The 17,505-nt window shown below is 57.1% G+C and carries 18 protein-coding genes and 2 tRNA genes; 12 read left to right on the top strand and 8 right to left on the bottom strand.

The features are described 5' to 3' along the window. Positions 1–74: 74 nt before the first annotated feature. Both B3361_RS14055 and B3361_RS14050 read left to right on the top strand, forming a co-directional pair. Positions 75–150: transfer RNA gene (locus B3361_RS14055), tRNA-Phe, on the top strand. Between the two features lie 184 nt (positions 151–334). Beyond that, positions 335–775 carry a hypothetical protein gene (locus tag B3361_RS14050; RefSeq protein ID WP_009682874.1) on the top strand — a complete coding sequence of 147 codons (441 nt, stop codon included), beginning with the start codon at positions 335–337 and terminating at the stop codon, positions 773–775. A 180-nt stretch (positions 776–955) separates the two neighbouring features. On the opposite strand, the gene gabP is transcribed toward B3361_RS14050, so the two are convergent. Continuing rightward, a complete protein-coding gene (gene gabP / locus B3361_RS14045; RefSeq protein WP_286920255.1) occupies positions 956–2,341 on the bottom strand; it encodes a GABA permease in 1,386 nt (461 codons plus the stop codon). A 641-nt stretch (positions 2,342–2,982) separates the two neighbouring features. Between gabP and B3361_RS14040 the strand changes: the two genes are divergently transcribed. From B3361_RS14040 to B3361_RS14020, 5 genes are all read left to right on the top strand, one after another. Continuing rightward, a complete protein-coding gene (locus B3361_RS14040) occupies positions 2,983–3,756 on the top strand; it encodes an ABC transporter ATP-binding protein (RefSeq protein ID WP_054905007.1) in 774 nt (257 codons plus the stop codon). A gap of 11 nt (positions 3,757–3,767) precedes the next feature. Continuing rightward, positions 3,768–4,520, top strand: coding sequence for an ABC transporter substrate-binding protein (locus B3361_RS14035; protein ID WP_029887658.1), 753 nt, complete (start codon positions 3,768–3,770; stop codon positions 4,518–4,520). 54 nt (positions 4,521–4,574) lie between these two features. After that, the gene (locus tag B3361_RS14030) at positions 4,575–5,267 is read left to right on the top strand and encodes an ABC transporter permease (RefSeq protein ID WP_029887659.1); all 693 of its coding nucleotides are present in this window, start codon (positions 4,575–4,577) and stop codon (positions 5,265–5,267) included. Next, the gene (locus tag B3361_RS14025) at positions 5,267–5,956 is read left to right on the top strand and encodes an ABC transporter permease (protein ID WP_054905008.1); all 690 of its coding nucleotides are present in this window, start codon (positions 5,267–5,269) and stop codon (positions 5,954–5,956) included. The genes B3361_RS14030 and B3361_RS14025 overlap by 1 nt, the downstream gene beginning before the upstream one ends. A gap of 126 nt (positions 5,957–6,082) precedes the next feature. Then, a complete protein-coding gene (locus B3361_RS14020) occupies positions 6,083–7,288 on the top strand; it encodes a methyltransferase (protein ID WP_054905009.1) in 1,206 nt (401 codons plus the stop codon). Between the two features lie 230 nt (positions 7,289–7,518). On the opposite strand, the gene B3361_RS14015 is transcribed toward B3361_RS14020, so the two are convergent. Next, complete coding sequence (locus B3361_RS14015) at positions 7,519–7,794, bottom strand: DUF3077 domain-containing protein (RefSeq protein WP_029885296.1); 276 nt, start codon at positions 7,792–7,794, stop codon at positions 7,519–7,521. A 500-nt stretch (positions 7,795–8,294) separates the two neighbouring features. Between B3361_RS14015 and B3361_RS14010 the strand changes: the two genes are divergently transcribed. The 5 genes from B3361_RS14010 to B3361_RS13990 all read left to right on the top strand — a co-directional run bounded on the left by B3361_RS14010 (position 8,295) and on the right by B3361_RS13990 (position 12,382). Further along, a complete protein-coding gene (locus B3361_RS14010; protein WP_009682865.1) occupies positions 8,295–8,543 on the top strand; it encodes a hypothetical protein in 249 nt (82 codons plus the stop codon). A gap of 98 nt (positions 8,544–8,641) precedes the next feature. After that, positions 8,642–8,717: transfer RNA gene (locus tag B3361_RS14005), tRNA-Thr, on the top strand. 163 nt (positions 8,718–8,880) lie between these two features. Then, positions 8,881–10,200: a tyrosine-type recombinase/integrase gene (locus B3361_RS14000; protein ID WP_182336465.1), complete on the top strand. Its 1,320-nt coding sequence runs from the start codon at positions 8,881–8,883 to the stop codon at positions 10,198–10,200. A 929-nt stretch (positions 10,201–11,129) separates the two neighbouring features. Further along, on the top strand, positions 11,130–12,110 hold the full coding sequence (locus B3361_RS13995) for an integrase domain-containing protein (RefSeq protein ID WP_182336463.1): 981 nt from the start codon (positions 11,130–11,132) through the stop codon (positions 12,108–12,110). Continuing rightward, positions 12,107–12,382 (top strand): hypothetical protein, encoded by a 276-nt coding sequence (locus tag B3361_RS13990; protein WP_182336461.1) that lies wholly within the window; start codon positions 12,107–12,109, stop codon positions 12,380–12,382. Before B3361_RS13995 ends, B3361_RS13990 begins: the two co-directional genes overlap by 4 nt. A gap of 128 nt (positions 12,383–12,510) precedes the next feature. Here the strand turns inward: B3361_RS13990 and B3361_RS13985 are convergent, their stop codons facing one another. The 6 genes from B3361_RS13985 to B3361_RS13960 form a co-directional block, all read right to left on the bottom strand. After that, entirely contained in the window at positions 12,511–13,518 is a 1,008-nt protein-coding gene (locus B3361_RS13985; RefSeq protein WP_182336459.1) for a hypothetical protein, read from the bottom strand. 285 nt (positions 13,519–13,803) lie between these two features. After that, complete coding sequence (locus B3361_RS13980; protein ID WP_182336457.1) at positions 13,804–14,598, bottom strand: SIR2 family protein; 795 nt, start codon at positions 14,596–14,598, stop codon at positions 13,804–13,806. Then, a complete protein-coding gene (locus B3361_RS13975; protein ID WP_182336455.1) occupies positions 14,595–15,155 on the bottom strand; it encodes a non-canonical purine NTP pyrophosphatase in 561 nt (186 codons plus the stop codon). The genes B3361_RS13980 and B3361_RS13975 overlap by 4 nt, the downstream gene beginning before the upstream one ends. Then, entirely contained in the window at positions 15,152–16,189 is a 1,038-nt protein-coding gene (locus B3361_RS13970) for an adenosine deaminase (RefSeq protein WP_182336453.1), read from the bottom strand. The genes B3361_RS13975 and B3361_RS13970 overlap by 4 nt, the downstream gene beginning before the upstream one ends. Before the next feature lie 309 nt (positions 16,190–16,498). After that, positions 16,499–16,984, bottom strand: a complete 486-nt coding sequence (locus tag B3361_RS13965) for a toll/interleukin-1 receptor domain-containing protein (RefSeq protein ID WP_247722006.1) — start codon at positions 16,982–16,984, stop codon at positions 16,499–16,501. 283 nt (positions 16,985–17,267) lie between these two features. Continuing rightward, positions 17,268–17,414 carry a hypothetical protein gene (locus B3361_RS13960; RefSeq protein ID WP_177323902.1) on the bottom strand — a complete coding sequence of 49 codons (147 nt, stop codon included), beginning with the start codon at positions 17,412–17,414 and terminating at the stop codon, positions 17,268–17,270. Positions 17,415–17,505 lie beyond the last annotated feature (91 nt).

Raw genomic sequence — 17,505 nt, 5'->3', positions numbered from 1 at the left:
CGACGGAATTAATTTAAAATTTTTTGAAAAAGTCGTTGACGGCCCGGGAGAAAATCTATTTAATTCACCTCGTCGCCCAGATAGCTCAGTCGGTAGAGCAGAGGATTGAAAATCCTCGTGTCGGCGGTTCGACTCCGTCTCTGGGCACCACCTTCAAGCTTCTGGTGGTTGCAAAGTTACCCGAAGCGACAACAAGAAACCCGCCTAGTGCGGGTTTTTTGTTGTCTGGCATTTCTCAGCCGCGGGGGCCTCTTCGCTCTCCGGTGCTTGGGTTTCCTAGGCAACTGCGCTTCAATACGCGCACTTTCCAGACACACCCAAGGATTCAAGCCTCATGGCCACCCCTACCAAGCAACAAAAACGCGCCAAGCGTGCCGCCAGCAAGGCCAAGCAGAACCGCATGGTACGCAGCGGGCAGGCGGTCAAGGCCAGTGCCGGTGACAGCGCCAGCGTCGAGCAGGTGTACAACAAGGCGATGGAGTCGGGCAGCTACGACGCCATGTTCACCAAGATGAAGGAAGCACAGGAGAGCGGCGGCCTGGTGCCGATGATTTCGGTATTCCTGGTAGACCCGCTTCTGGCGCTGGTTCTCAAAGGGCACAAGGAAGAACACGCCACCGACTATATCGTACTGGTGTTCACCGCCTACCGCGCGTGGCTCGACGGCGCCGATGAAGAGGCGACCATGGCCTGGCTGGAGAGCGATGAGTTCCAGGCGGCCTATGTAGCGGCCTCCGAGCTGGTGGCCAAGCAGCAGCAAAAACAGTTTGGCTGACAGGGCCATGCAGCCTGTACCGGCCTCTTCGCGGGCTCGCCCGCTCCCACAGGTCAAGCCAAGCCCGAGGGCAACGCCGCCCATGTGGGAGCGGGCATGCCCGCGAAAGGGCCGGCCCAGGCAACAAAAAAGGCCGCACCCCCTCTCAGGACGCGGCCTTTTCAGTGCAGCCAGCGTGGATCAGTTATCCAGCGCCACCCGCCCGGCAGCTTCACGCTTGCGGTGCACCAGCAAGCCAGCCGCCACCACACCAATGCTCAGCAGCGCCGTTGCGATAATCTCGGCACGGTGGTCCTCGCGCAGGGCCATCACCACCAGAATCGCCACGATGAAGGCAATGGTCGCCCAGGTCAGGCCCGGGAACAGCCACATCTTGAAGGTGATCTTCTCACCACGGGCCTCACGCTGTGCGCGCATGCGCAGTTGCGACACGGCAATCACCAAGTACACCAGCAGCGCAATCGCACCCGAACTTGCCAGCAGGAACTCGAACACCTGGGCCGGGGCCACGAAGTTGGCGAACACGCACAGGAACGCTGCAGCCGTGGACAGCAATACCGCCACATGCGGCGTAGCGGCCTTGGTGGTCCGCTGGGCAACAGCCGGGGCATCACCGCGCTTGCTCAGCGAGAACAGCATGCGCGAAGAGGTGTACAGCGCCGAGTTCAGGCAACTGGTCACCGCAACCAGCACCACGATGTCGACGATCAACTTGGCATTCGGCACGCCGATGCGGCTGAGCACGGTCTGGTAGGAACCGGTTTCGGCAAGCGCCGGGTCGTTCCACGGCACCAGAGCCACCACCAGGGAGATCGAAACCAGGTAGAACAGGCAGATACGCCAGATCACCGAATTGGTCGCGCGGCTGATCTGCTTGCCCGGGTCTTTCGATTCGGCAGCGGCGATAGTGACGATTTCCGTACCCATGAACGAGAACATGGTGGTGAGCATGGCCGCCAGCACAGCACCCAGGCCGTTCGGCATGAAGCCCTGGGTGTCGAACAGGTGGCTGGCACCGCTGACCTGGCTATTGGGCACAAAGCCGAACATGGCCGCGCAACCCACAGCAATGAAGCCGATGATGGCCAGCACTTTCAACAGGGCGAACCAGAACTCGAACTCACCGTAGTTCTTTACGCTGCACAGGTTGGTCAGGGTCAGCGCCAGGGTGATGACCAGGGAGAAGGCCCACAGGTCTACGGCCGGGAACCAGGCATGCAGAATGGCCGCAGCGGCGTTGGCCTCAAGCGGGATTACCAGCACCCAGAACCACCAGTACAGCCAGCCAATGGTGAAGCCGGCCCAGCGCCCGATGGCACGGTCGGCATAAGTAGAGAACGAACCGGTGTCAGGCGAGGCGACCGCCAATTCACCCAGCATGCGCATCACCAGCACCACCAGCGTACCGGCGGCGGCATAGGCCAGCAGCACGGCCGGGCCGGCGGCCGCGATGGCGTGCCCAGAGCCTACGAACAGGCCGGCACCGATGACGCCAGCGATGGACAGCATGGTCACATGCCGTTGTTTGAGCCCCTGAGCGAGGTCATTGGAATTGTTACCGCTCATTGAAACTACCTTTGTAAGGAGTGGACCACTGCGACTGCGGTTACGGAGCGCGCCTGGGGTTGGACTAGGCGTCGCTGCAATCGGCGGTTTCCTGCTGGCAATAAGCGCGCCAGGTGCGCAATGCATTCGTCAGAATGCTCGCAGGGCCTTGCACGGCGTGGTTTGGAGGGCATTCGGCCAGGAAGTGACCGAAAGGCCGCTAATAAGGCAGATTACTGAAATACCCACTTACAAACGCACCAAAGGTGCCCCTCGGTAACACCCGTGCACCGCTGCAATGCAAAAAAGTGCAACCGCCAGGTACAACCAGAAACGCCGGACAGGCCTTCGCGGTCAAACCCGCAGCTGCGAGTGGCGCGCAACCTGGAACGTCGGGTTTACCGGCGAATGGTCTAAAACCGCTTCCATGAGCTGGCCAAAGCTGGCACCATCGCGCCTTTTTTCATCAAGGCACTGGTGCTGGGCGACACCTTCGCAGACATCTGCGCGACGTTACGCTGTAGCGATGCGACAAACTGCCCCACCAGCGCCCACAGTCCCCGGCGACCCTGTTGGCCGTCATAATGCCGCTATGCTAGCTTGGCGCACGCCAGGAAGGCCGCCAACAGCTGGGAACGCACCCGTACACATGAGGACCGCACATGGCTCAGGCCACGCCCGCGCTGGAAATCCGCAATCTGCACAAACGCTACGGCGAGCAGGAAATTCTCAAGGGTATTTCGCTGACCGCTCGCGACGGTGACGTGATCTCCATCCTGGGGTCGTCAGGCTCCGGCAAGTCCACCCTGCTGCGCTGCATCAACCTGCTCGAAAACCCGCACCAGGGCGAAATCCTGGTCGCTGGCGAAAGCCTCAAGCTCAAGTCCGCCAAAAACGGCGACCTGATCGCCGCCGACAACCGCCAGATCAACCGCCTGCGCAGCGAAATCGGCTTTGTCTTCCAGAACTTCAACCTGTGGCCGCACATGTCGATCCTCGACAACATCATCGAGGCGCCACGCCGTGTACTCGGCCAAAGCAAGGCCGAGGCTGTAGAAGCCGCCGAAGCGCTGCTGAACAAGGTTGGCATCTACGACAAACGCCACTGCTACCCCGCCCAGCTTTCCGGTGGCCAGCAACAGCGCGCCGCCATTGCCCGTACCCTGGCCATGAAGCCCAAGGTCATCCTGTTCGACGAGCCAACCTCGGCGCTCGATCCGGAAATGGTCCAGGAAGTGCTTAACGTTATCCGCGCACTGGCCGAAGAAGGCCGTACCATGCTGCTGGTGACGCACGAGATGAGCTTCGCCCGCCATGTGTCCAGTGAAGTCGTCTTCCTGCACCAAGGCCTGGTAGAAGAGCAGGGATCGCCGCAACAGGTCTTCGAAAACCCGACCTCGGCGCGTTGCAAGCAATTCATGTCCAGCCACCGCTAACGGAGCAATACATGCACACCTACAAGAAGTTTCTCCTGGCAGCTGCTGCCACGCTGGTGATGTCGGCGAACGCCATGGCCGCAGAAAAACTGCGCATGGGTATCGAAGCCGCCTACCCACCGTTCAACAACAAGGATGCCAGCGGTAATGTGATCGGCTTCGACAAGGACATCGGCGACGCCCTGTGCGCCAAGATGAAGGTCGAGTGCTCGGTCGTGACCTCCGACTGGGACGGTATCATTCCGGCCCTCAACGCCAAGAAGTTCGACTTCCTGGTGTCGTCGTTGTCGATTACCGACGAGCGCAAGCAGGCTGTCGACTTCACCGACCCGTACTACTCCAACAAGCTGCAGTTCATCGCACCGAAGAACGTCGACTTCAAGACCGACAAGGCCTCGCTCAAGGGCAAGGTCATCGGCACCCAGCGCGCCACCCTGGCCGGCACCTACCTTGAAGACAACTACCCGGGCGTAGACGTCAAACTCTACGACACCCAGGAAAACGCCTACCTGGACCTGGTGTCCGGCCGCATCGACGGCATCCTGGCCGACAAGTACGTGCAGTACGAGTGGCTGAAAAGCAAAGACGGCTCCAACTTCGAGTTCAAGGGCGAGCCGGTGATGGACAGCGACAAGATCGGCATTGCCGTGCGCAAGGGTGACACCCAGCTGCGCGACAACCTGAACAAGGCCCTGGCAGAAATCAAGGCCGACGGCACGTACAAGAAGATCAACGACAAGTACTTCCCGTTCAGCATCGAATGATCCGCCCTGACCTGCGCGCCCCTGCGGCGCGCAAGTCCCTAGAATGACCTGCCCATGAATATCGACCTGCACGGATTCGGTCCGGCCATGATGGCTGGCACCCTGATGACCGTAAAACTGGCGCTATGCGCCTTGCTGCTGGGCCTGGTTTTGGGCCTGCTTGGCGCCCTGGCCAAGACCTCTTCGATCAAGCCGCTGCAATGGCTTGGCGGTTTCTACTCGACCCTGGTGCGCGGCGTGCCCGAGCTGCTGTGGGTACTGCTTATCTATTTCGGCACCGTCGGGCTGATGAACACCCTCGGCGAAGCCCTGAATATGCCGGGCCTTGAGCTCAGCGCTTTCGCTGCGGGGGTGATTGCCCTGGGCCTGTGCTTCGGCGCCTACGCCACCGAAGTGTTCCGCGGGGCGATCCTGGCGATCCCCAAGGGCCACCGTGAAGCCGGCCTGGCGCTGGGCCTGTCCAAAGGCCGCATCCTGTCGCGGATCATTTTGCCGCAAATGTGGCGCATCGCCCTGCCCGGCCTGGGCAACCTGTTCATGATCCTGATGAAAGACACCGCCCTGGTGTCGGTGATCGGCCTGGAAGAAATCATGCGCCACGCGCAAATCGGCGTGACCGTGACCAAGGCACCGTTCACCTTCTACATGGTCGCGGCCTGCATCTACCTGAGCTTGACGATCATCGCCATGACCGGCATGTACTTCCTGGAAAAACGCGCCGCTCGCGGCTTTGCGAGGGCCGAATAATGAACTGGGAAGTCATCTTCAAATGGCTGCCACGCCTGGCTGAAGGCGCCGTGCTGACCCTGGAGCTGGTGGCCATTGCGGTGGTTGCCGGGTTGATCCTGGCCATCCCCCTAGGCATCGCCCGTTCCTCGCGCCGCTGGTATGTGCGCGCCGTGCCGTTCAGCTATATCTTCTTCTTCCGTGGCACGCCGCTGCTGGTGCAGCTGTTCCTGGTGTACTACGGCCTGGCGCAGTTCGATGCCGTGCGCTCCAGCGCGCTGTGGCCGTACCTGCGCGATCCGTTCTGGTGCACGGTGCTGACCATGACCCTGCACACGGCGGCCTATATTGCCGAGATCCTGCGTGGCGCCCTGCAATCGATACCCAAGGGCGAGATCGAGGCCGCACGGGCGCTGGGCATGTCGCGGGGCAAAACGCTGTTCTACATCATGCTGCCGCGCGCTGCGCGCATCGGCCTGCCGGCGTACAGCAACGAAGTGATCCTGATGCTCAAGGCCAGTGCCCTGGCCAGTACCGTGACCCTGCTGGAACTGACCGGCATGGCCCGCACCATCATCGCGCGCACCTACCTGCCAGTGGAGATATTCTTCGCGGCCGGGGTGTTCTACCTGGCGATCTCGTTCTTGTTGGTGCAGGGCTTCAAGCTGCTGGAGCGCTGGCTGCGCGTGGATGCCAGCCAGGGCCGTTGATCGCTCACCGACTGCTTCGCGGGCACGCCCGCTCCCACAAGGTATAGCGCCATATTCAAGGCCGGCGCTGTACTTGTGTGCGGGCGTGCCCGCGAAGAGGCCCTTAAAACCTACACACATCTACCCATGGCCAACTACCTCCACAGCGACCAGCTAAGCACCCGCTTCCAGGCCCTCGACCAGTTCCTGATCGAGCACCAACAGCTGTGGAAACCGCGCCCCTTCACCACCCTGCAACTGGACTGGGAAACCACCCACCCCGAGCTCGCCGCCCACTTGCGCAAGTCCTCCCTGGCAGATGCAGAACACCCCGACGCTGCCGATGTGTTGCCGGCCCCGTTCCCGCAACTGGCCCGGCAAGCCGAACAGCTATCCGCCCTGGGCAACCTCCCGGCAACCGACCTGCGCCCCGCCGCCCACCGCTTGGACGTAGCGGTTCCCGGCCGCAAGTGGCAGCAGATCGAAGCCTTCGCCAGCCACCTGGCCTTCCGCAACCAGCCCCGCCACTGGCTGGACTGGTGCTCGGGCAAAGGCCACCTCGGCCGCCGCCTGCTGCAACCCGGCCAGCAACTGACCTGCCTGGAATACGATGCCGAACTGGTCGCCGCTGGCCAAGCCCTGAGTGCGCACCATCACCTGCCAGCCGTACACGTACACCAGGACGTGATGGCCGGCGACAGCGCCCGTCACCTTGACGGTGCAAAAAGCGTGGTTGCCCTGCACGCCTGTGGCGACCTGCATGTACGCCTGTTGCAGCTGGCCAGCCAGCAAGGTTGCCTACAACTGGCCGTGGCGCCGTGCTGCTACAACCGGATCGCGCAGCAGCAGTACCAGGCGTTATCCACAGCCGCGCAAGCCTCCCGCCTGCAACTGTCGCTGGACGACCTTGGCCTGCCCCTGAGCGAAACCGTGACAGCCGGCGCCCGCGTGCGGCGCCAGCGCGACGCCTCCATGGCCCGCCGCCTCGGTTTCGACTTGCTGCAACGCCAGCAGCGGCAACATGACGAATACCTGCCCACACCTTCCCTGCCAGTGGCCTGGCTGGAGAAGCCCTTCGAGCACTACTGCCGTGACCTGGCGCAGCTCAAAAACCTGCCGCTAAGCGGCAACCCTGATTGGGTAGCGCTGGAAGCCGCAGGCTGGCAACGCCTGGCCGAGGTACGCAACCTGGAGCGGGTGCGTAACCTGTTCCGCCGGCCCTTAGAGCTGTGGCTGGTGCTCGATCGCGCCCTCTTCCTGAAAGAGCAGGGTTTCGACGTGCGGCTGGGGCTTTTCTGCGACTATCCACTGACCCCACGCAACCTGTTGATCCTTGCTGAACGCGACCGTTAGCCGCAGCACAACCTGTGGATAACTCTGTGAACAAGCTTGTGATTACCTGTTGGAGCCAAGCGCTATTTCAACCGCTTGGCTTATTCCGCCGCGCACCTGCAGCCCAGCAAAAACAGGCATTTGCGCAAAGACAGGCGGTGTTGCGATGCGGCATGGCTTTCGCTAAAGCTGCGAATGCCACTTGTGCATAAACATTTCTTGTGGTTAGCACAGGGAGCGTTTGCGGGGTCCTAGTGCGCCTTGTTCTTGGCGATCTCGATATCGTTCATCAGCGCCTTGGCCATGTCGCACAGGTAATCGGCAGCACCCAGGAATTTATGGTCGTCTTCCATATCGCCCTCACGGACCAAGTGCTTGATGTAGCCCATCAGGATGGAGACATGCTCATAGGCGGCATCGACCGGGATACCGGGCTCGACGCGGAGCAGATTGAGGGAGGGGTTGCCGGCGGGGAGGAAGGTTTCTACGCCTGCGGTGGTGATGGGGTCAGTAATTTCTTTCTTCATGGCAAAACCTTATTCGAGGAAAAGGGACTGCCAAAAATCTTTCTCACGGATTTCAGGTGGCAGCCGTACGCGGGGTGAGAAACCGGTCGAATAAGGAAGCCCGGCCAGACCGAAGTCTGCCCACGTACGGCCGCCATAAAGGGGTAGCGCATTATTCGAAGCAGGGTTCTCACACCCGGTCGCCTGAGCGACCCGGAAACGTTATCCGTGAGCCATTTTCCCGACAACAGCGATACTTCGGCGGCGCGCGTAGGATACGTCTGAAGCCTACAGATCCTGAAGCCTTCAGGTCCCAGGTTCAGAATTTTCGTACCTGCAGGCTAATCGATAAGTGTAGGAGCGGGTTCACCCGCGAAGAGGCCCTCCCAGGCAATCCCATGCTAAATCCACCCTCATCGGTGTATCATCCGCGCCCCAAATCATTAAAAAGTGAATCGCGCGCTGCCCAGCGGCCCTGCGATCTTCTGGCATTGCGCCAGATTCGACATTGGACCCACCCCATGCCACTAACCAAACCCCTCGCCCTGCTCAGCTTCGCCCTGGCCCTGACGGCCTGCTCCCAACACCCAGCGTCGCACCCCAGCGACAACCTGGGCTGGAACCACCCCGGCATGCAGCTGGGCGGTGACAACGGCCTGCCCATGCGCACCGAAAGCCCCTGCCGCAAGCGCGGCTGCGACAACGACAAGCTGTTTTTCAACCCAGGTAAAAGCGAGCCAAGCGTCACCACCCTGCACCGCGGCTGGTAAGAAATTTCTTCTTTTAGGTCGGTGACTTAGCTCTTTTACGAACAATCGCAACGAAGTGGTTTACAGGCGCCAACCGATCGCTATAATGACGCCCCATTGCCGGTATAGCTCAGATGGTAGAGCAACTGACTTGTAATCAGTAGGTCCCGGGTTCGATTCCTGGTGCCGGCACCATTCAAGGTTCCATAGAAAGCTTTCAAAATCTCTGGAACCCCCGAAAAACCCGCCTTCTGGCGGGTTTTTTCGTTTTGGCGTTCCGTCGGATTCCGAGGGTAGCCAGCGCTAATAAGGGTAGTTTTAAGGATAGAGGTCCGTTTCGATATCGGAGACTACCCTTATGGCCCGCACCACTGCCCCGCTTACAGACACCGCCTGTCGCACGGCAAAGCCCAGAGAGCGCGAGTACAAGCTCTTCGACGGCGACGGTCTTTACCTGCTTGTGCAACCCAACGGCCGCAAAGGCTGGCGGCTCAGGTACGTGAAACCCGATGGCCGCGAAGGCCTGACCGCCCTCGGCAGCTACCCGGTGGTCGGGCTGGGCGACGCACGCCGCAAGCGCTTCGACATCAAGCAGCAGCTCGCAAACGGCATAGACCCGATCCAGTCCAAGCAACAAGCCAAGACCCAGGCCGTGATCAATGGCCGCACCTTCGAAAGCGTTGCGCTCGACTGGCACGCGAGCATGGTGCCCAAGTGGGCGCCCGGCCACGCCAAGACAGTGCTCAGCCGTTTGAAGACTCACGTATTCCCTTTGCTCGGTGCCAGAGCAATCGTTGAGTTGGACACCCACGACCTCATGCAGCCACTGGAAGCCGTGACGAAGCGCGGCACCATCGACGTGGCGCTCAGGATCAAGAACTACCTGCAAAGCATCATGCGTGAAGCCAAACGGCTGCGGCTGATCACAGCGAACCCAGCTCACGACCTCGATGGCTCGATCAAGACACCACGGGTAACTCACAGACCCGCACTACCCTTATCGCGGCTGCCAGAGCTACTGGCATGCATCGAGGACTACAAAGGTCGCCCGCTCACGCGCCTCACGGTAATGCTATCGCTGCACGTGTTCGTACGATCCAGCGAACTGCGCTTCGCCCGCTGGAACGAGTTCGACCTCAAGCGCGGAATCTGGGAGATCCCCGACACCCGCCCGGCGCTGGACGGAGTGCCCTTCTCCACAAGGGGTACGAAGATGGCCGGTGACATCCACGTTGTACCCTTATCGCCACAGGCTGTGGCCTTGCTTGAGCAGATCCACACGATCACCGGCAAGTTCGACCTGGTGTTCGCGGGGGATGCCAAACCGTGGAAACCGATGTCCGAGAACACGGTGAATGCTGCGCTCAGGACGATGGGCTACGACACCAAGGTGGATATCTGCGGCCACGGGTTCCGAGCCATGGCGTGCAGTGCGCTTGTCGAATCCGGGCTGTGGTCGGAGACGGCCATCGAGCGGCAGATGAGTCACAAGGAACGCAATAACGTACGGGCCGCTTATACCCACAAGGCCGAGTTCCTCGAAGAGCGCCGGATGATCATGACCTGGTGGAGCCGGTTTCTAGAGGCGAACCGCGAGGACCATGTGACGCCGCATGAGTTTGCCAAGCAGACGGGCAAGAACGTCACGCGGCTTCGCAGTGCCAAAAGGACCGAGTAATCCGCCGCACCACCACCTCAACTCGCAGTAAAGTTACCCACAGCACCGCATGAAGCTCCTCCGCGCGGGTCCTTTCAAACGGGGCTGCAAAGCCGCCCCGCTTGAAAGGACCATACCTAAGAAAAAAACTGCTGGCACAGAGTGCGTCTGTGGAAAACCACTGATGTCCACCGGGGGATAGTTTTATCCACAGGCGCTAAATCCCTGAAATCGCTTTGCTTGACGAATATTGTCCACAGGCGTAGACCGGGAGTTGCAAGCGCTGTCGATGACAGCACCCCAGGTGACCCGAGCCTTCAAGGTCACGCCGCTCCTGCGGTGGTTCTCCCCAAGGGCGATTCGCATCCGGCAGCTCGCCCGGTCACTACCCATGTGATGGATGCTCTTACACATATAGCGCTCGTGCGCCAGATACACCGTACCTCGCTGCCCTGCAGCAACCTATCCGCTTGGCCGAATATTGCGCCAACCTGTGCCCGTCTCTTTCTTCTGGAAAGAGACGGGCACTTCTACCACTGCTGCAGCCCTGATCGCACAAGGCTTTGCGGCATTCCCCCTCGTGACAATCGGCGTGACAAACGCGATGTCACCAGCAACAGCGCTGTAGATGATGGTGCCGCAGACCAAAGGAATGGACTGCACCTGACTGACAGTCAGGTATGCCCCGGTCATCGCATTGCTGCTTGCACATGGCTCAGGATCTTCAGGCGCTGGTCTCGTCAGCCAGTGCTGCCTCCACCCGCCCACCGGTAACGGTGTTCAGGAGGCCAGATCATGAGATGCCCTTGCTCCCGGACGTAAGGAGCCGCCAGTCCCGCGTTAGAGGACATCCCCACAGGTCGCAGGGGCCTTGATCCCTGATAACACTCAACATTCTTGGCGGGATGACGTGGGGCGAGGATCGGAGAGCGAACGATGAGGTGACCGACATGGCATTGGTGGGTAGGCGCGACGGCCGCAATTTCGGCTACGGCAGGCAACTGAGCTATGCAGGGCCGCAGGCACTGAAAGACATGTTCGGCGGTGGCCATTACGGAACGGTCAAAGCGCACTGTGACCGGTGGTTGGCATTCGTAAAGTGGTGCCGCTCCGAACAGGGGCCCGGTATCAATGATGCGCGGCAGATTGATCGAAAGGTATTGGCCGACTACGCGGCGTATCTGCACGACATTGTTAAGCGCGGTGATCTCGCCGTCAGCACTGCACAAAACCGGCTATCCAGCGTTAACAGAACCATGGCAGCGCTTCGCGGTGATCAGTACGTGAAATTGCCCAGCCCAAGTAAGGCGCTGGGTATGCAGCGCACCGGGGTTCGCAAGTCTGTGCCACAAGGCCAGGACCGCAAGCAGGTTACGCAGATCGTCGATGCACTTTGCCGCCATCATCACCCACGCGCTGCCGCGATCGTTCTATTGGCGCGAGCCATCGGCATGCGCTTGCGTGAGGCCATCCTAGCCGACCTGCCACGGCTGAACCGTGAGGCGAAAGAGCTAGGCAGGATTAACATTCAGGATGGCACCAAAGGCGGCCGTGCCGGGGCAACGGCTCCCCGTTGGATTGCGGTGGACGACCATGTTCGCGAGGCGCTTGGGTTTGCACAGCAGGTTTCGCCAGTTGGTAGCCGCAACCTGATAGCGCCACACCAAAGCTACCTATGCCTTCTGCAAGACATCATCCGCCCTGCGCGGGACATCCTGCATGCACACAACCTGAAAGGCTTCCATGAGCTACGAGCGGCGTATGCATGTGAGCGCTACGAGCAAATCACCCAGCACCTCGCACCTATCAACGGCGGCCAATGTGTCCGGGTTGATCGGAGCCTTGATAGTGAAGCTCGGACACAGATCAGCTACGAGCTGGGGCACGGTCGGATCGATGTGGTCGCGGCCTACATTGGAGGGCAGGCATGAGCAAGCCCTTCGATATGGAGTTGTTCTTGGCTGGTGTGCTGAGCGGATCGCATGCGACGCGGCAACGCCATTTGCGGCAGGCGACGCTCATCCAGGCGGAAATCGCAAAGCGCTGGCAGCGGAAAACACCTTGGGCCTGGCAACGGAAGCACTTGGCTTGGTTTCTTGAACATTGTCTTAACGGCCGCGACGAAACGACACGCTATTACTATCTACTTACTATTAGGCTACTCGCTCGGCGCCTAGAAATGCCATGGACTTTCAAAATCTGAATGTGCTGTGACCCAGACATTAATGATCCGCAGCAATCTACCTAAAATGGTCGGTAAGTATGCCAGCGAGCCTCCCACGGGCGCAGGCATCGCCGAGAACTCTTCCAGCATAAAACCTTAGGCTATAGTTAAGAAAAGACTCGAACCTGCCCCCTCTCATCCTCTATTTCAACCCCAGCATCGGTAACTTTAACCGTAAATACATGCCGAATATTTTTGCTAATCTCTGACGAGGAAAATACTCCGTATTCGGTCAAATTCTCGAACTCGTAGTGCACGAAAATTCTATTTATCTTTCGCTCTTCGGAAAGTCTTCGCAGGTTCTTCGCGAGTTCTGCCAACTCATTTTTCTTGTTTCTATCCTGGCCCGCTGCATCGAAATATAAAATAAAGCACTTTTCGATTATTTTACCTTCTAAGTCCACGTTGACCTCGTCAGTCATGGCATTTGCCATGGCGAAGTCGAGCATGAAATTCTCGTTGCTTGCCCGGGTGATGACCTTAAAGAGATTGAAGTAGATAAGCGAGTCCCGGCTATCGTCTGCTAACCTGTGAAGCGTATGATTGAGCCCCGTGTGCTCGCCATTTGTAGGTCGGGATTCGGGATTTTTAGTGTAACCGACGTACTCAACCCGGCTATCCAAGCCAAGAAAAATATTAGCGTCCTCAAGGAAGTCATGGATCGAACGGGTGTACAGGTTACCTTGCGTGTCAGTGACGGTAATATACTTCTCACAGAGCTCTATCTTAGGCTTGCAAAACCTTTGTCGCTGCACATCAAAAAATCTGCAATGAACAGCTCTTTTTATCTTATCTTTACCTATCAACAAGTGCAATTTAACAGAGCGAGTAAGCGGATTATAACGTGGTGATTTTTTAGTATTAAAGCGAACGCGCTCCCGGGAGCAAATAAAATACACAAATCGCTTTTCTAGTACATCCTCAACCTCTTGCTTGACACGCTTTAGATAATCTATGATTAACTGCCTACTATCGAAATATTCCGCTACCTCGTGAGGATTTACTACAAGGTCATACCAGTATCGATCAAATCGCTGGAGGTTGACGACCCATTTTTTCTCCGAATCTCTATAAGCCGCAGTATCGGCCATAAAAGAAAGAAAACCCCTACTCATCAATTTTCACCACTCAACCTAACTCGCCTACAGATACGGCTATAGCGATGTAACTGCAAATCGCGCATCTCCGCTGGGCGCACCAACCCAAAACGGCTGCGTACCATTTTTAGCCAAAGAAATTGATCATCCGACTAATTAGTGTCGAAAATTAGGAGCTTTCCATCTCGGCGCTACTGTTGCCTATCGCGAATGGTGGCTCTCAAACCCAAACCGCCAAACGCGAGCCCTACGCAGCCATATGAGATAAGTTTTAACACCCTAGATCGTACCCAAGTGAAACTCTTACATCACAAGATCTTGAAGAAAATCAGTAAGTGCTTTCTTTGGATCGTCCTCTTCCGAAACAATCATCTCAATTCCCCACTGCCCCAATACCTCCTGCGCTACGGGGTTTGGTCGATTCGTAAAAACGTAAGACTTTGGCCTAGCGGACGGCAGTACCGAGCGTCCCCACATTTCTGTCAGCCTATAAAAAAGCAGACGTATATTGATATCTGAAATGCTGTACCCGATAAAAAGAACAGAACTCCCCAAAACATCATTACTGAGTTTTATATCTAACGGAGAATCATAGTTCAATCGCTGAAAATAACTGGTTTCGTCAAGAACGATTGATGTCTCGTCATCGAAGTCGCCATGAAACTTCACTATTTGACGACGCCCCTCAGTGGCAGATACAAGATCGGCAACGTTTGCAATCTTATCGTACGGTACCTCAAACCTATCGTGAGCCATTTCCAACCAACGATCATAGTTAGTTGTGTAAATTCTCGAAAATCGTCCTTGGGTAATTAGCCGATGTATTTCAGATGTGGAGATATCCGTAGTAGGTTTGTGCCACTCACGGTCCATCCAGCTCCGAAGCGGCCCAAGGGTACCCTTCTTCCTCTTGTAGTACTCAGCAAGCGCAAGTGCTGTTCCATAGGTAGAAAATATCTTTGGGTCATAGCCCAGGTCCTGAGCGATCCGTGCGATAAGCTCGCTCCAAGTAGGCAAGCTTAGATTTGCAGAGACCCCCGCGCCTACAAAAAGCATTAGTTTTCCGGTGCGATGTGCACGCAGCAACTCAGCGTTCATTTCATACCCTCACAAGTTTTGAGATAGTCTGCGAATTGATCAAGAGCTTTTCGACGCATGGAAATCTCATCTTTGCCCGATCCCATCTCAGCAAAAGTTTGGGTATAACCGTTTGGGACGAAAACACAGTCCCATTGAAAGTCCGTTGGGCCGGCCGGCACAAGAGGCACTGTTCCGTCTATGGCGCCTTCAAATAGACGAATCTCGCGTCCATCGCAATAGCCGAGCACCGTTTTTGCGGTCACTGCGGCATCTTCAAGACCCGCTACCAGCTTTACGAATCGATCTGCCTCAAGCTTGTCCCAGAATATCTGGGTCAAGCCTGCAGGAAGCCCGTTGAGCCCGCTCAGGTAAAGCCCGGTATGCTCGACGAATAGTGGGCGACCGATAGCCTCAAATGCCTTTGTCAACTTATCCCGCACCAAGCTGTGGACATCCTCGGTCTGGAGCTCTTCTATTTTACGAGAAACCGACACCACTTCCACGCCAACAGGAGCAAGAATTCTCTGCACCTCTTGGACCTTATGCTGATTCCCAGACATGAATCGGATTTTCAATCTAGACCCTCTATAAATGAGTATCGCTTGGCGACGTCGAATTGCTCGTAAATATCATTTGCCGAGAGCCCCTCAGTCATTGCCATCGCATGATCATCTGCTAGTCCTTGCTGATGAATTTCTGGATTGTCAGAGCAAATTACAAAAGGAACTTCATGACGCTTGAAATCCAATAGAGGATGGGCTTCATCAACAGGAACAGCTCCTGTTAGTCTGTTACTGATCGGACATACTTCAATGCAGATATCCTGCTTTGCCAAAATATCAAGCAGGTGAGGATCTTTACTTGCCGCCGTTCCATGCCCAATACGGTCTGCATCAAAAAGTTCCATGGCTGCCCGAACATTTTCCACCCGACCAGTTTCACCCGCATGGATGGTCACCCCAAGCCCGAATCGATCCTTCGCCTTCCGGAATAGCGATGGTAGCTCGGCTGGATAAGAAATTTCCTCGTCACCCGCCAGATCAAGCCCCACTACATCACTCGGTTCACCGAGATCTTGGTAGGCTTTAAGAAGTGTAGACAAACTAACCGAACTGTAATCTCCGCGCGTCACCGTTAGAATCAAACCGAAACGCATGCCGAAGCGATTTGATGCAGCTCTGTAGGATTCTATAAGACGCTCCAGCGCTTGGGCAGGCGAGCATTGTTGCAGAGTTGCAAGGTACAAAACGCTGCTTCGGAGTTCTACCAGGCGAACGTTATTTTGCGCAAGCCTCGAAAAGACTGCCCAGCAGAGACGGTCTAGGTTCTCGCGTTTTTTGGGGAAGAGTCGCAACACCTGCCAAGGCGTCAGGTATGACGCCAACGACTGACATGGCGTGCGCCGAGACATATCTCGCTCAATGGAGAAACTAGGCGGTAGCTCTGTCAACTCGTCTGCAAGAATCTCCTTAATAGTCGAAAGCGGGATTGCGCCGTTCATATGTACATGAAGTTCTGCGCGCGCGCGCTCGCTGGGTTCGTCCACCGAGATTTTGTGCACCACGGCCCCGCCCTGCGGCTTTGCAAAATCAATCTGACACTGATTCAATCGCTATCCTTAGTCGCTAGTCTAGTTATTCCACCCCAGCGCCTAACCTCTTCAGGTCATGACAAGCCCGGTAAATTATTAAGCGATCAGGTCTATACGTTAAGTCGCAGCTCAAGTATCGCCTCCCGACCAAAGGACAAATGTGGACTCTAGAGTGGCTTAAGCCGAAAACCCCCAAGCCACCTGAGCGCAAGACCAACTTATATGATCATTGGCTGTTACAAAATTTTCCTGGCCACCCTCTAGATAGAGCAGAGGATTATTTTTTCACAAAAATAGCAGAATAACTAAACCGTTTGATAGTTGAAGTTATATCGCTACTAACTCGGCGATTTTTTCTGCTATCACCGCCATTGAGTCTTCGGAGGTATCCAGACCGCTTCGAGAGGCAAGTAATGGGCTGACATTGCGAAGAGCGTCGTATGTAGTATTGTGCACGATAGGAACCAATTGGTTACCCGCCAAAAGTGTCGATAGCTCTTTGTCGGCGACGCTTTCTTTGGGGAGGCGAGCCAGCAGCGCGGGGGTTACCAGCACAAGTCCAATGCGTGAATTTGCTAGACCTTTGTCGATGGCACGCATCATCGGAACGCCAAGGCCCAAATCTTTCTCGCTGAACCAAACTTTGACACCGGCCGCTACGAGTAGCTCGTGCAGCTCTTTCGCCGCCCCCTGCCGATCGTCCCACGCGTGGCAGAGAAATACATCACGCAGGTCTGGTTGTGCCGCTGCTCGCGTCTCAACGGTCTGGCGAATTGGTTGAAGTGATTGCACTTGACCCAATGTGTATGACACGGACGAACCAGCTTTGGACCAGCGTGGCCTTGCCGTCCCGCCCGACCTGGTAGCCCCACTACTGGAGCTGTAGCCGCTATAGCTGCTCCCACTGCTACCAAACGATGTGGAGTAGGAGCGAGAGCTGGTGCGGTAGCGGCATGCAGGGCAGGCTGCCGCCGCTGCCGCTGAACTATGTCCGCGTATCGGTGCTGTGCATCTAGACATTTCTTGACCCTTTCATATAAGGAGCGAGTGGCCTTCAGGACACAAAAATGTGTCCTGGGCTCTGTTTAAGCGATTATCAACTGGTCGCTTTCGGGCGAATCACGATACGGAACGGCTGCCCGTTAGCACGTCGAATCACCTTCCCCGACTTGGTGGTGATGGTCATCCGGTAGATAACCTCGCCTTCCCCATCGGGCTTTTCGAACATCTCAAGCTGGGACATGGAATGTCCTCCTCTGAGATGGCTCAAACACAGAACTCGCTCCCTTGCGAAAGGACCCCATTAGGGCTACCATCCACAAGCTTTTTCCACA

The organism is Pseudomonas sp. UBA6699, assembly GCF_002454615.1.
Taxonomy (GTDB): Bacteria; Pseudomonadota; Gammaproteobacteria; order Pseudomonadales; family Pseudomonadaceae; genus Aquipseudomonas; species Aquipseudomonas juntendi.
The sequence above is the reverse complement of the archived record's forward strand: the minus strand, read 5'-3'. Positions and strand labels throughout refer to the sequence as shown.

Excerpts from the sequence above, each read along its gene's own strand:
- B3361_RS13985 (WP_182336459.1), bottom strand. The coding sequence starts at position 13,518 with ATGAGTAGGGGTTTTCTTTCTTTTATGGCCGATACTGCGGCTTATAGA.
- B3361_RS13995 (WP_182336463.1), top strand. The coding sequence starts at position 11,130 with ATGGCATTGGTGGGTAGGCGCGACGGCCGCAATTTCGGCTACGGCAGG.
- B3361_RS14050 (WP_009682874.1), top strand. The coding sequence starts at position 335 with ATGGCCACCCCTACCAAGCAACAAAAACGCGCCAAGCGTGCCGCCAGC.
- B3361_RS13960 (WP_177323902.1), bottom strand. The coding sequence starts at position 17,414 with ATGTCCCAGCTTGAGATGTTCGAAAAGCCCGATGGGGAAGGCGAGGTT.
- B3361_RS14010 (WP_009682865.1), top strand. The coding sequence starts at position 8,295 with ATGCCACTAACCAAACCCCTCGCCCTGCTCAGCTTCGCCCTGGCCCTG.
- B3361_RS13980 (WP_182336457.1), bottom strand. The coding sequence starts at position 14,598 with ATGAACGCTGAGTTGCTGCGTGCACATCGCACCGGAAAACTAATGCTT.
- B3361_RS14040 (WP_054905007.1), top strand. The coding sequence starts at position 2,983 with ATGGCTCAGGCCACGCCCGCGCTGGAAATCCGCAATCTGCACAAACGC.
- B3361_RS14035 (WP_029887658.1), top strand. The coding sequence starts at position 3,768 with ATGCACACCTACAAGAAGTTTCTCCTGGCAGCTGCTGCCACGCTGGTG.
- B3361_RS14030 (WP_029887659.1), top strand. The coding sequence starts at position 4,575 with ATGAATATCGACCTGCACGGATTCGGTCCGGCCATGATGGCTGGCACC.
- B3361_RS13990 (WP_182336461.1), top strand. The coding sequence starts at position 12,107 with ATGAGCAAGCCCTTCGATATGGAGTTGTTCTTGGCTGGTGTGCTGAGC.
- gabP (WP_286920255.1), bottom strand. The coding sequence starts at position 2,341 with ATGAGCGGTAACAATTCCAATGACCTCGCTCAGGGGCTCAAACAACGG.
- B3361_RS14025 (WP_054905008.1), top strand. The coding sequence starts at position 5,267 with ATGAACTGGGAAGTCATCTTCAAATGGCTGCCACGCCTGGCTGAAGGC.
- B3361_RS14015 (WP_029885296.1), bottom strand. The coding sequence starts at position 7,794 with ATGAAGAAAGAAATTACTGACCCCATCACCACCGCAGGCGTAGAAACC.
- B3361_RS14020 (WP_054905009.1), top strand. The coding sequence starts at position 6,083 with ATGGCCAACTACCTCCACAGCGACCAGCTAAGCACCCGCTTCCAGGCC.
- B3361_RS14000 (WP_182336465.1), top strand. The coding sequence starts at position 8,881 with ATGGCCCGCACCACTGCCCCGCTTACAGACACCGCCTGTCGCACGGCA.